Origin of the sequence: Janibacter indicus, from assembly GCF_900176385.1 — a bacterium.
GTDB lineage: Bacteria > Actinomycetota > Actinomycetes > Actinomycetales > Dermatophilaceae > Janibacter > Janibacter indicus.
In genome coordinates this window covers 1-12,332 of the sequence record NZ_FWXN01000001.1, presented here as the reverse complement: position 1 = coordinate 12,332, position 12,332 = coordinate 1, and the positions used below count along the sequence as shown (strand labels likewise).

The window sequence follows — 12,332 nt, the reverse complement described above, 5'->3', positions numbered from 1 at the left end:
ACAGCCGGAGCGAGCGCTGCCTTCCACGGGCCCGCGAGATGTGTGGACAACCTCGAGAGGCTCCACATGGTTGTGCGTTGAAGTGGGAGTCCAGCCTGCCGGCGAGCCTCGTCAGAGGCTGCCGGCATCCAGGGCTACCGGTTCAACACACCACCCCTCGTGCACGGGTCAGTTCGGGACGACGGTCACCGGCCCGAGCCCGAGCTCCTCGACCTCGTCGCGGTAGAGCGCGGCGTCGCCGACGACGACGATGGTCCACTCGGGCCGGACGTGGTCGCGCCACGCGGCGTCGAGGTCAGCAGCGGTGAGCCGGCGCATCGCAGCGATCATGTCGCTGGTGAAGCTCAGCGGCAGGTTGTCGCCCGCCAGCCCGCTCGTCTCGTCGGCGATCGCGTCGGCGGTGTCGTAGCGCCCCGGCGCGGTGAGCGTCATGAAGTCGACCCCGGCCCGGGTCTCGGCCTCGGTGAAGCCCTCACCGACACCGGTGAGGATCTGCGAGAGCAGGCGAAGGGAGTCGACCGTCGAGTCGGCGCGGACTGACCCAGACACGGTGAAGGCGGAGCCCACCTGACGCGGGCGGAAGCCGGCCCGGATGCCGTAGGTGTAGCCCTTGTCCTCGCGCAGCACCTGGTCGATGCGGGCATTGGGCGCACCGCCGACGACCCAGGCCAGGACGGGGAAGGGAGCCCACCCCGAGTCGACCCGTCGGTCCGGGCCCGGCCCGCCGATGAGGATCTCCGACTGCACCGAGCCGGGCCGGTCGACGAGCACCACGCGAGCGGCGTCGTCGGCCCGCGGCGCGGGCGCACGGTCGGTCGAGACGGCACGGCCGGCGGTCTCCCACGCACCGATCGTCTCGCCGAGGAGCGCGTCGACGTCGATCCCGGTGAGGTCGCCGGCGACGACCACCGTCGAGCCCTCGGGGTGCACGTGTGTGGCGTGGTAGTCGACGACGTGCTCACGACGGATCGCCGCGACCGTCTCGGCCGATCCGGAGGCCGGCCGGCTGGCCCGGGTGTCCCGGTCGTAGTAGCTCGCCGCCCACTCCTTGAAGGCGCGCCGCCCGGCGGAGGCGCGCTCCTGCTCGATCTCGGCCAGCCGGGTGCGCACCACCCGCGTGACCTCGCCCTCCTCGAAGGTCGGCTCGGACAGGCACTCGGTGAGCAGCTCGAGCGCCTCGGGCAGGAAGCGCTGCGGCACGTCGAGATCGACGCCCAGCGCCGCCTCGCTCATGCCGGCCCCGAGCGCGATGCCGCGCCGCTCGAGCAGCTCCGACAGCTCGCGCTGCCCGTGCGTGCTCGTGCCCTCGTCGAGCAGCCGCGCCATGATCCACGCGACGCCCTCGACCTCGCGCGGCTCGTGCCGCAGGGCCGCCGGCACGGTGACCCGCACCGAGATGACGTACTGGCCGGGCACGTCGTGGACGAGTGCCCGGATGCCGTTGGGCAGCTCGACCTCGCGCGGCTCGGGGAAGGCCCACTCCCCCGGCGCCGCCACCTCGGGCCGTGGGACAACGGGCGTGCTCGTGCTCTCGACCTCGCTCACGCGACCTCCTCCTGCTCCTGGGCCGCCCGGTAGACGACGGCGGCTCGACTCTGCGGCCGCAGCCACCGGTCGGCAGCCGCCTGCACCTGCTGCGGCGTCACCTCGGCCAGCCGGTCGAGGAAGGTGTTGATGAAGCCCGGGTCGTCGTGCAGGCAGGTGTAGTGCCCGATGAGGTCGGCCCGCTCGTCCTTGGCCGCGAGCGCCGACAGCCAGGCGCGCTCGGCCTGCGCCCGCACCGCCTCCAGCTGCTCGGGCGTCGGCCCCTCGTCGGCAAAGGCGCTCAGCTCGGCACACACCCGCTCCTCGAGCGCATCGGTGTCGACGCCCTCGGCGACGTCGACGACGACGAGCCCGAGCGAGACGCCGTCGACGAAGCCCATCGCCCCGACGTCGACGCTGTTGGCCACCTGCTCCTCACGCACGAGGCGCTGCTCCAGCGGCGAGAAGCTCAGCCCGCCGAGGCAGTCCAGGGCCATCGAGGCGGCGAGGAACTCGTCACGGGTGTCACCCCCTTCGGCAGGGAGCCGGAAGGCCAGGTGGATCCGGTCGTTGGGCACCTCGTCGACGACCTCCTCCCGCAGCGGCTCCGGCAGCGGCGGCAGGGGCGCGACCGGCGCCCGCCGCGGCTCGGCCCGGTGGGTGATGTGCCCGAAGTAGCGCTCCGCCAGCTCGAGCGCCCGCTCGGCGCTCACGTCACCGACGATCGTCAGGACGGTGTTGTCGGGGGCGTAGTGCCGGGCGAAGAAGTCGTGGACGTCCTGCACGGACGCGGCGTCGAGGTCCTCCATCGACCCGATCGTCGGGTGGTGGTAGGGGTGCCCCTGCGGGAAGACCGTCGCGTAGACGCGGGTCAGCGCCTGACCGTAAGGCTGGTTGTCGTAGCGCTGGCGCTTCTCCTCCTTGACCACGTCGCGCTGGTTGTCGAGGTTGGCCTGGTTGACCGCGGCCAGCAGGTTGGCGTGACGGTCGGCCTCGAGCCAGAGTGCGAGCTCGAGCGCCCCCGAAGGGATGGTCTCGAAGTAGTTGGTCCGGTCGAACCACGTCGTCGCGTTGAGCCGGCCACCGACCCCCATGAGCGCCTGGAAGTGCTCGCCGTTTGCCACGTGCGCGCTGCCCTGGAACATCAGGTGCTCGAAGAGGTGCGCGAAGCCGGTGCGCCCGGGCTCCTCGTGACGTGAACCGACCCCGACCCACAGGTTGACCGTGACGGTCGGGGTCGTGTCGTCCGGCTGCACGACGACGCGCAGGCCGTTGGGGAGGGTGTGGTCCTCGAGGGTGAAGTCCAAGGGCATGAACGCACCCTACGACGCGCGCCCGGGAGGAGTCCCGTCAGCCGTCAGGAGGCGTCGCGCCGCTGCTCCTGCTCACCGGTGCGCGGCAGCTCGGGGAAGGCGTCCTCGCCGAGGTCCTCGATGGCCCGGCGGGCGAAGACCTGCTGCATCGTCGTCGCACGCTCGTTGCGGTTGTTGCCGACGAAGGTGATGATCCAGTTGAGCAGCGTGGAGACGCGGTTCTTGAAGCCGACCATCGCCATGAGGTGCACGGCCAGCCAGGCGAGCCAGGCGATGAAGCCGGTGAGCTTGATCTTGCCGATGCTCGCGACGGCGGAGTACTTCGAGATCGTCGCCATCGAGCCCTTGTCCTTGTAGACGAAGGGGGCCTGCGGCTCCTTGCCCTCGAGGCGCCCGAGGATCTCCTTGGCCGCGTAGCGGCCGCCCTGGATCGCCAGCTGCGCGACGCCCGGGTAGCCCTTGAGGTTGATCATGTCGCCGACGAGGAAGATCTCCGGGTGACCCTTGAGGGTCAGGTCCTCCTCGACCTGGACGCGCCCGGCGCGGTCGATCTCGGCACCGGCCTGCTCGGCGACGAGCTTGCCGAGCGGCGAGGCGGCGACACCGGCGGCCCAGACCTTGGTCATGGCCTCGATGCGCTGGGTGGAGCCGTCCTTGTACTTGACGTCGATGCCGCTGCCGTCGACGTCGGTGACCATGGCCCCGAGCTGGACCTCGACGCCGCGCTTCTCGAGGCTGGCCCGGGTCTTGCCGCCGAGGCGGTCTCCGAAGGAGGGCAGCACCTGGTCGGCGCCGTCGAGCAGGATGACGCGCGCGTCGCGGGGGTTGATGCAGCGGAACTCGTGGGCGAGGGTCTTGTGCGACAGCTCGGCGATCTGGCCGGCCATCTCGACACCGGTCGGGCCGGCGCCGACGACGACGAAGGTGAGCAGCCGCTCGCGGTCCTCGGGGTCGGTCGTGGTCTCGGCCAGCTCGAAGGCGCCGAAGATGCGGCCGCGCAGCTCGAGGGCGTTGTCGATGTCCTTCATGCCCGGCGCGTAGCGGGCGAAGTGGTCGTTGCCGAAGTACGACTGGCCGGCACCGGCGGCGATGATCAGGCTGTCGTAGGGCGTGACCGTCTCCTGGCTCAGCGAGCGGGAGGTGACGGTGCGCGCCTCGATGTCGATCTCGTGGACGTCGCCGAGGATCGTGCGGACGTTCTTGTCGCGGGCGAGGATGTCGCGGGTCGCCGGGGCGATGTCGCCCTCGGAGAGGATGCCCGTGGCCACCTGGTAGAGCAGCGGCTGGAAGAGGTGGTGGCCGGTGCGCGAGATGAGGGTGACCTCGACGTCCTTGCCGCTCAGGGACTTCGCGGCGAACAGGCCGCCGAAGCCGGAACCGATGATGACGACGCGGTGCTTGCCAGAGTTAGCGCTCACGCCTTCCATTGTGGCCCAGCCCATGGCGAAGGGAGAAATCGCGCCCCTCCCCTGTGTCCACCGGCACATCCGACCTGATAGGGGCCACAGAGGGCCGCTCGCGGGCCGTCACAGGTCGAGCTCGAGCCGCGCGCACGTCGGCCGAGAGACGCAGATCATCATCTCCTTCATCGCCGCGTGCTCCTTCTTCGTCATCACGAGGTCGCGGTGGTCGACCTCGCCCGAGATGATCGCCGTGACGCACGAGCCGCAGATGCCCTCTCGGCAGTCGTTGTCGACGTCGATCCCCAGGGCGAGGGCCTTGTCGAGGATGCTGTCCTCGGGAGCCAGACGCAGGGTGTGGCCGGAGCGCGCCAGCACGAGCTCGTAGTCGTCGGCGTCGAGTGCCTGGCCCACCACCGGTTCGAGGCCGTCACGGCTGAAGAGCTCGAAGCGCACGACGTCGTGGTCGGGTCCGTGCACGGCCTCGGCCGCGGCCTGCACGGCCTGGAGCAGCCCGAGGGGCCCGCACACGTAGACGAGCCCGCCCTCGGGCAGGTCACGCACGAGGGCCTCCAGGTCGGGGCGACCCTGCGCGTCCTCGGCGAGGAAGCTCACCCGATCCCCGAGCACCGCCAACCGGTCCCGGAAGGCCATGGCCCCGCTCGTACGGCCGCCGTACGTCAGGTGGAAGGGTCGGTCCTCCCGGGCGAGGTGCTCGGCCATGGCCATCATCGGCGTGATGCCGATCCCGCCCGCGACGAGCGCGTGGTACGACGCGTCCTCAAGGGCGAAGGTGTTCCTCGGCCGGGTGACGAGCAGTCGGTCCCCGACCCGCAGCTCGTCGTGGATGTAGGCCGAGCCACCACGCCCTTCGTGCTCACGCAGGACCGCGATCTCCCAGTGGCCGCGGTCGGTCGGGTCACCGCACAGCGAGTACTGCCGGGTCGTGCCGTCGGGCACGTAGACGTCGATGTGGTCACCCGGCGCCCACTCGGGCATGGGGTCCGCGCTCTCGATCCGGGTCAGCCGCAGGGACAGCACTCCCTCGGCCTCCCACTGCATCCGGGAGACCCGGACCTCTCTCTGCTCAGCCATCGCGGACCACCTCGTCCAGTCCCATGAGTGTGCGCGCCCGGTCGAAGGACGCGTCCGGATCCGTCACGTCCAACCACACCGCCGGGATGCCGAGTGCCTCGGCACCCGCGATGTTGTGCGGCTGGTCGTCGACGAAGACCATGTCGGCGAAGTCCACGCCGAGCCGCTGCGCGAGTCTGCGGTACAGCTCAGGGTCAGGCTTGAGCACGCCCTCGACGGACCCGTCGACCATGACGTCGACGGTGTGGATGATCTCCGTGCCGTCGATCCAGTCCTGGGTGTGGAAGGCGCGCATGTCGTTGGCGAGGATCGCCGTGCGACGACCGGCCGCGAGGGCGTCGGCGAGCAGCGCGCGGGCCTGCGGGCGAATCATCCGCGGGCCGGGCGGCGAGTAGAGCGACGCGAACATCACCGGCACGTCGGGGGCCGAACCCCCGGCCTCGTGCCATGCCTGCGCCTTGCGCGCCCAGTACTCCCGTTCGCTGAGGCGACCCTCCTGCAGGTCCGCCCACAGCGGGTCCGGTCGCTGCCGCGTCGCGAGCGGCCCCTGCTCGAGGAAGAGGTCACGGACCACCCCCTCGGGCTCGCGGACCGCCATCTCGAAGGGGGTCAGCAGGCCCGGCCCGCCGAAGGCGGCGGCATTGCGGTAGGTGACGGCGACCCCCTTCGGCTTGCCGGTGGACCCGGAGGTGAAGATCACCCAGGCGTCGTCGTCGGTCCCTGGCGGCGCGGGCTCGATCAGCGAGCGCCCCTGTCCCACAGCGGTGGTCGTGATGACGAGATCGTTGCCGATGATCGCGGCGGCCGCCGACTCCTCGAAGACCACCCGGGCCCGCTCGTCGGGGTCGTCGGCGTCGACGGGCACGTAGGCGGCGCCCGCGAGGATCGTGCCGATGATCGCGGCGTAGAGGTCGGTCGAGCCGGAGCGGATGCGCACCCCGACCTTGTCCCCCGGCCCGATGCCCAGCTCCGCGAGCGACTCGGCGAGCGCCGTCGCGGCCTCGGCCAGCTCGGCATAGGTGAGCATCTCCTGGCCGCTGTCGACGGCCGGCGCGTCGGGGTGCTCCTCGACGACGCCCATGAAGATGTCGACGAGCGTGCGGGGCGCGGGCGCGCGGTCACTCGCGAGGAGCGAAGGGAGCAGGGCCGGTGGCGTGGTCACGGCGGGAAGGATCCCCCACCAAGGTGAATTCTTGACGAAGGCTCTCCCATCGCTACGCCGACGTGGCTCAGTCCGTGCCGAACCACCGGCGGCACGGTTGCGCTGGAACTCCGCCTTGTCGGCGAGCAGCGCCGCCGACGGGTCGTCGAAGGCGCCGAAGCGATGAATGCCGCAGCGGGCGCACCGACATCGGGCCCGCGACGACGATCGCGCCCTACTCGCAGAGGACCGCAGGGACGGGGTAGAGGATGGCGGCACAGTCGCGCCCCAGTCCAGGACTCCCCACCGATCAGCGGGCGCCCCCGGCCCTGCGGGGCCCGCCGCGGCCAATGAGAGAGAACACAGCGATCGAACTTCTGCTTCCTGCCTCACCCAGCCACGCGGACGAGGCGAATCGGATCGTCGAGCAACTGGGCGTCGACCGTGGACTCCTCCACTGTCGGACCGCTGCGGTCCCAGCCAGTGAACCTGATCATCTTCGTTCGAGAGTCTCCATCTCGCGGCGCGAGTTTACGCTCGAGCAAGCTCGCGAACCGACGTTCGTGGGTTGAGACGATCAGTTGTCGACGCAGACGAAGATGGCGACAGAGGTCAGCAAACCCGAGAACATTCACGTCGTCCATCGACTGAACGGGATCATCAAGCAAGAGGAAAGGCAAGCCCCTCTCCCCTGACGACAAGCTCATTGCGATGAAGTAGGACAGCGCAACGATATTTGCTTGCGAGGTGGAGAAGATCAAGAGCGGGTCGGCGGAGACATTCTCCACTTGATCGATTACCAGCGGGCTGGTCGTACCCCTTCGATAGTAGGTGGCTAGTTCGAACTCCACAGTCTTAAACGCCGGATGAGGATCGAGCCGCTGGAAGATGTTTGCAACCAACGGCTGCATGGAGCGTAGCCGGGCCTCCGTCACCTCAACCCGCGCCTCAAGTGTCTGCTCGGACAGAGTCTGAAGCTTCTGAGATCGCGCCGACTCAGCCACCAACACCGCTTCGGCCGACTTGAGCGCGACCTTCAAACTCTTGACCTCTGCATCCGCGCGATTGATGACGCCCTGATCCGACTGCCGGTCAAACGTGTCCAGCAGATCGATCAGGGCACGACGAGCCCGACGGAAGTACTCCAACGCCGGGCCAGCAGCCACGACGAAAGATTCCAGTGTGTACTGATCGAAGCGAACCACTCTCACGTCCTCCGCGAGAGCGCTCACCGCCGCGTCCGCCACACGCTCGGCCTCGCGCGCTTGCCGCCATTGGCCAGCTCGTCGCTCAGCAGAGTCACGGATCTCTCGGGCCGCTTCAGCCGCGCCTGCAGCGTCGGACAATTCGCCCGTCACGCGGACCAGAGTTTGCTCAAGTTCCAAAATTGCTCCGGTGGCCTCGGCCCGTTCCCTCAATTCACGTTCCACATGTTCGCGATCGATGCTTTGGCCGCACACGGGGCAATCATCCGATAGGAGCGGGACTGCCAATGCTGCAAGCTGGGCTACATCCGCCGCAGCTTGTCGTGCCGCATTCAGCTGCCCTTGCACGACCTCGCATGTCGTCTCAGCGGCGCCGCGTGTAGCTTCGGCTCGATCGGCTTCGGCGCGTAGAGCAGTGAGTTGCTCCTCAGAGGGCTCGTTCGCGAGATCGATACTAAGTTCAACAGCCTTGCGGGAGAGGCCCAGCGCGGCATCCACCGCGTCAATTGTCTCCGCAAAGGCGGCCGCAGTGGCGCGAACGGCGTCGGGGTTGTCAAACGTCAGCCCGGTACCGACGAAGTGGATGCCCACAGGGACCGCAGCCAAAGTAGCGGCCACCTCGGCACTAATTGCCGCCACCTGCGGGCGTGCAGCTAGTTTCGCCCTCGCGGCCTCCCAACGGACCCTCGCCTGTGCCAGTGCACCCGCCAGCCGCTCGCGCTCCGCCCGTGCAGACTTCTCACGATCAGATGCCAGCTTTGCGACCGACTTGGCCGCGTCCTCGAAGTCCTCGAGGGCACCGAGCCCAAGCACAGTGCTCAACTGTCGGTAGCGGTCGGCAGGCTTGGCTTCAAGAACCCGCCGCATGACGTCCTGCTGCATGAGACCTGATGTGGCCAGGGCAGATTCCAGGGTCACTTCCGATTCAGGCAGCAACAACCCCCGCAGCGCCCCTTCGGCTTCGACGCCGAAGATTGGATCTTGACCGCTCGTCCGCAACTCAAGAGTACTTCCACCTTGGTCACCAGTGCGCCGGATGGTCACTTGCCCGGACGGAAGCATGAGGTCGATCTCAACCGACGCCTTACGCCCTAGCCGGTATTGGTTCACCACATGTTCGGTGTTGCGTCGAGCACGAAGGGTCTCAAGTCGTTCCAAGCTCCCAAGCAGGCCCCACTGCAGCGCATCGAAGAAGCTCGTTTTGCCTGTGCCGTTCGGGCCAGTCACGACAACCGATGCAGCCGAAAGATCAAACTCGCGAGCGTCCCGGAAGCCGCGAAACGACTCCACGCGCATGCGGCTAATTATGGGCTCAGAGTATGTCATCGAGCGATGCCCCTTGGTCGAATGCGGCAACAGAACGGTGGGCGAGGTCATGATCGACTCCTCGCGCAACAAGAACTTTCAGCAGCTCGTCGAGTGCGTCGTCCTGTGCCGCTGACATCGCGGAACTTGCCGGTTCAAAGAACGGTGCGAGGGCATGACCAACCGCTTTCGGCGTGGCAGCGACGCCTGTGTGCGCTATGCGCCGAAGCCTGGAGGTGTCGTAGTTGATTGAATATATGTCACGCGTTACGTCGTCATCCTCCGCCAAATTCTCCTGAGTCAACAGCACAAGATAGGTGTCCCATTTCTTCGGGCCGAGCGCTACTGATTCGATGCGGTCGACAAGGACATTGAAAGCGGCCGACTCGGCAAGAACCAGATCGCGGGTGGTGCTCATAGCTGCAACGGCCACCACGAAGTAACTGTTCTCAGCGAGAAGGAGTTTTACATTCGCGTTCACGCTCTCGATGTGAAAACCTTGCTCCGACAGAACGGCTTTAGCAAGATTGAGCAGGTCCCCATCTGAATGCGCGTCGGTTCGCTCGGCATTCACGACGCGATCACCTCATCCGCGTGCCTAACATTTGGCACAAGCGCCAGTGGCCCGTCGACAATATCCGCATCATCAGCATCCTCCACGATGCTGGGCGGAAGTTCATCTGGCTCGGACATGGCCCCTATCCCACCTGAAACTATGAACAGCGGCGACGGTTCACCCTTGCTGATGTGTCCGTGCAGGCGCTCCCTTGCAGCCTCAACAAGCCTCCGCATTGGAACGGTTTGCGTCGACACCAAGACCTCTACGGGACCGATCGCGGTGTCGAATACTCGGCTGTTTCTGAGCTCTCCGGAGTCGCCAATGAGGTGGCCCAGGGCTATGAGCAGCTTGCCGAATTCTGAACTCCTCAGGACGGATTCACCCGCTCGCGGGTTGATGTCTATGGCGCGGGACCATTGCAGTACTGCCAATGAATCGGCCCTAAATAGAACGCTCTTTGCATCATCGAGCTTCACGGACAGGTCCGGGCCGCAAGTCGAACTGTGTTCTGCGAGTCTAGCGAAAATGTAAGCCGACCCAAGTTCCTCCATAAACTGGTCAGCCGACACTCCGATTCTGTGCTCCGGTCGAAGATCCGGAGCCACGGCCTTCCATGGGGAGTTGTCCCAATCCGAGCTAATGCTCGGGGATACGACCCGGATATTTTCCACCGAACCGATCTCGCCGATAGCTTCGACGACGCGCTGCCGCACGTACGGCGCGATGTCTCCAATTCCGATGAACACAACCACAGCGGATCCAAGGCGAGCGTGCGTCTGCTCCTGAACCCAAGTGGGAGGATTGGCCAGATGATCCGTCGTCACGAGAAGCGTTCCCGGCCTTGAAGCGCATCCGTGGACCTTCAGAACCCAGGGTGGTGTCACATCGGCGAGATCAGACTCATTCGTGACCGTGGGCAGTTCTTCCTCTCCAGAGCTACGCTCGATGCAACTGTCCCAGTTAGTCGTCAGTACGTCGATCGCGCCTTCAAGCATGAGCTGGGCCAAGACTCTATGTGCGTAACCGGGCACCGCCGACCTGAAATTGGCAGAGCGAGATGATGCTTGCCGTAGCGCATCTTCGCCACCCGGAAGTCGCGCTACGGCATCGGCGATCCCCAAGAGGTCCCAATCATCAACGTCACTCAGGACGCCGAAGACCTCGCTGAGCTGCGAATGAAGCGCCTTCGCAAGGCCGGCTCCCGTGGGAAGGCTAGTCGGAGGCGAAACGCTAATACCAGCGCCAGCGTAAATAACCACCCTGCTGGCAGAAGCGGCTCGCCCAGCCAGAGCGACCGCGTACGGCGGCGCACCGGCTGCAATCGACGATGGGGAATGGGGCACGCATCGATCCTACGGGCACCGAGCGCGGTGCTGGCGATTCGAAGGGCCAGTGCTTGTGTTGAGGTTGCTTGATCACGACACCATCCATGTGCACGTTCGCAGCTGCGGCGTGATCCGCGAGACGCTCGGAAATACCGAACGAGTGGGACGCCAGGTTTGCGCTGGCAGCAGCACGCGACGGAGGGCTTAGGAGCCACAAGGAGGGGAGTCGCGGGAGCCTCAGCGGAGGGACTCAACTGCCCAAGCGGCGCGCCCAGGCAGGCAATCATCGCTTGAGCAAGAGCGATGACGCCACAGCTCGGCGACGACTTCCCCGCATCGGAGGGACTCGAAGGGGGGTGGTACCGGACGAGCTTCGAGCGATACTTGGACATGCACCTCAAGACGCTCGTGAAGGAACTCAGTGTGCAAGGTGAGTTCGAGCCGAGACATCGCGAGGCGTTCACGCAGATGGCGGTAGGGCGCTGACTGCCGAGGCTTGGCAGCTCCGGCGCGATCGCCGGCGCTGCGACGGAGGGGTCGATCCGCTGCATGGCGTAGAGGTTCTGCAAACCTGTCAGGGATGTCTCACCCACAGACAAACGAACGGCCCCTGACCGAACGTTTCCGCTGGTCAGGGGCCCTACTTGGTAGCGGGGGCAGTGTGCTGGCTCAGGACATCGGAATGGGGTGTCTCGAGTCATTGGAATAGGGGTGTCTCACGACATCGGCATGGTGTGGGTCCTGATGCTGGGGCATGTCGAAACGTCGTCTCGTGATCACCGCGGTCCTGGCCGGCCAGTCACAGTCCGAGGTTGCCCGGACCTATGGCGTCTCTCAGGGCTGGATCAGCAAGCTGATGGCCCGCTACCGCGCCGAGGGCGAGCAGGCCTTCGAGCCTCGCTCCCGTCGCCCCGCAACCTCCACGAACGCGACCCCGCAGGCCACGGTCGCCCTCGTGCTGCAGCTACGTGACCAGCTGAGCGCGCGGGGCCTGGACGCCGGCGCCGAGACCATCGGCTGGCACCTGCGTCACCACCACGACGTCACGACCTCCCGAGCCACGATCAACCGCATCCTGACCCGAGCAGGACGCGTGGTGCCAGAGCCGAAGAAGCGCCCGAAGTCCTCCTACATCCGCTTCGAAGCCGAGCAACCCAACGAGACCTGGCAGTCCGATTTCACCCACTACCGTCTGGTCACCGGCCGCGACGTGGAAATCCTCACCTGGCTGGACGACCACTCCCGCTGCGCCCTGCACATCAGTGCCCACACCCGAGTCACCGGCCCGATCGTGCTGGCCGCGTTCCAAGCCACCATCGACGAACACGGTTGCCCCGCAAGCACACTGACCGACAACGGGATGGTCTTCACCACCCGACTGGCCGGCGGCCGCGGCGGCAAGAACGCCCTCGAAACCCACCTGGCCGCCCTGGGCGTGACCCAGAAGAACTCCCGACCCGCACAC

Annotated in this window: 10 protein-coding genes; 2 read left to right on the top strand and 8 right to left on the bottom strand. The window is 66.9% G+C overall.

From position 1 onward, the window contains the following. Nucleotides 1-168: 168 nt before the first annotated feature. The 8 genes from B9B60_RS00045 to B9B60_RS00015 form a co-directional block, all read right to left on the bottom strand. Complete coding sequence (locus tag B9B60_RS00045; RefSeq protein WP_084449301.1) at nt 169-1,545, bottom strand: M16 family metallopeptidase; 1,377 nt, start codon at nt 1,543-1,545, stop codon at nt 169-171. After that, on the bottom strand, nt 1,542-2,837 hold the full coding sequence (locus B9B60_RS00040; RefSeq protein ID WP_084449300.1) for a M16 family metallopeptidase: 1,296 nt from the start codon (nt 2,835-2,837) through the stop codon (nt 1,542-1,544). Before B9B60_RS00040 ends, B9B60_RS00045 begins: the two co-directional genes overlap by 4 nt. A gap of 44 nt (nt 2,838-2,881) precedes the next feature. Beyond that, the gene (locus tag B9B60_RS00035; protein WP_234993673.1) at nt 2,882-4,264 is read right to left on the bottom strand and encodes an NAD(P)/FAD-dependent oxidoreductase; all 1,383 of its coding nucleotides are present in this window, start codon (nt 4,262-4,264) and stop codon (nt 2,882-2,884) included. 99 nt (nt 4,265-4,363) lie between these two features. Beyond that, nucleotides 4,364-5,332: a PDR/VanB family oxidoreductase gene (locus B9B60_RS00030; RefSeq protein ID WP_084449298.1), complete on the bottom strand. Its 969-nt coding sequence runs from the start codon at nt 5,330-5,332 to the stop codon at nt 4,364-4,366. Further along, nucleotides 5,325-6,494 carry an HAD-IA family hydrolase gene (locus B9B60_RS00025; RefSeq protein ID WP_084449297.1) on the bottom strand — a complete coding sequence of 390 codons (1,170 nt, stop codon included), beginning with the start codon at nt 6,492-6,494 and terminating at the stop codon, nt 5,325-5,327. The genes B9B60_RS00030 and B9B60_RS00025 overlap by 8 nt, the downstream gene beginning before the upstream one ends. Nucleotides 6,495-6,862: 368 nt before the next feature. Further along, complete coding sequence (locus tag B9B60_RS00020) at nt 6,863-9,055, bottom strand: AAA family ATPase (RefSeq protein ID WP_084449296.1); 2,193 nt, start codon at nt 9,053-9,055, stop codon at nt 6,863-6,865. Then, nucleotides 8,991-9,557 (bottom strand): hypothetical protein, encoded by a 567-nt coding sequence (locus tag B9B60_RS16740; protein WP_143445359.1) that lies wholly within the window; start codon nt 9,555-9,557, stop codon nt 8,991-8,993. Before B9B60_RS16740 ends, B9B60_RS00020 begins: the two co-directional genes overlap by 65 nt. Further along, complete coding sequence (locus B9B60_RS00015) at nt 9,554-10,549, bottom strand: SIR2 family protein (RefSeq protein WP_143445358.1); 996 nt, start codon at nt 10,547-10,549, stop codon at nt 9,554-9,556. The genes B9B60_RS16740 and B9B60_RS00015 overlap by 4 nt, the downstream gene beginning before the upstream one ends. Before the next feature lie 621 nt (nt 10,550-11,170). Here B9B60_RS00015 and B9B60_RS17065 point away from each other — a divergent pair. Next, entirely contained in the window at nt 11,171-11,353 is a 183-nt protein-coding gene (locus B9B60_RS17065) for a hypothetical protein (protein ID WP_084449294.1), read from the top strand. A 268-nt stretch (nt 11,354-11,621) separates the two neighbouring features. Beyond that, nucleotides 11,622-12,332: DDE-type integrase/transposase/recombinase (locus B9B60_RS00005; protein WP_234993672.1), on the top strand; the 711-nt coding region annotated here is incomplete at its 3' end.

What these genes read in the sequence shown, in the direction of transcription:
- B9B60_RS00035 (WP_234993673.1), bottom strand. Translation starts at nt 4,264, where the DNA reads ATGGAAGGCGTGAGCGCTAACTCTGGCAAGCACCGCGTCGTCATCATC.
- B9B60_RS17065 (WP_084449294.1), top strand. Translation starts at nt 11,171, where the DNA reads ATGACGCCACAGCTCGGCGACGACTTCCCCGCATCGGAGGGACTCGAA.
- B9B60_RS00030 (WP_084449298.1), bottom strand. Translation starts at nt 5,332, where the DNA reads ATGGCTGAGCAGAGAGAGGTCCGGGTCTCCCGGATGCAGTGGGAGGCC.
- B9B60_RS00040 (WP_084449300.1), bottom strand. Translation starts at nt 2,837, where the DNA reads ATGCCCTTGGACTTCACCCTCGAGGACCACACCCTCCCCAACGGCCTG.
- B9B60_RS00020 (WP_084449296.1), bottom strand. Translation starts at nt 9,055, where the DNA reads ATGACCTCGCCCACCGTTCTGTTGCCGCATTCGACCAAGGGGCATCGC.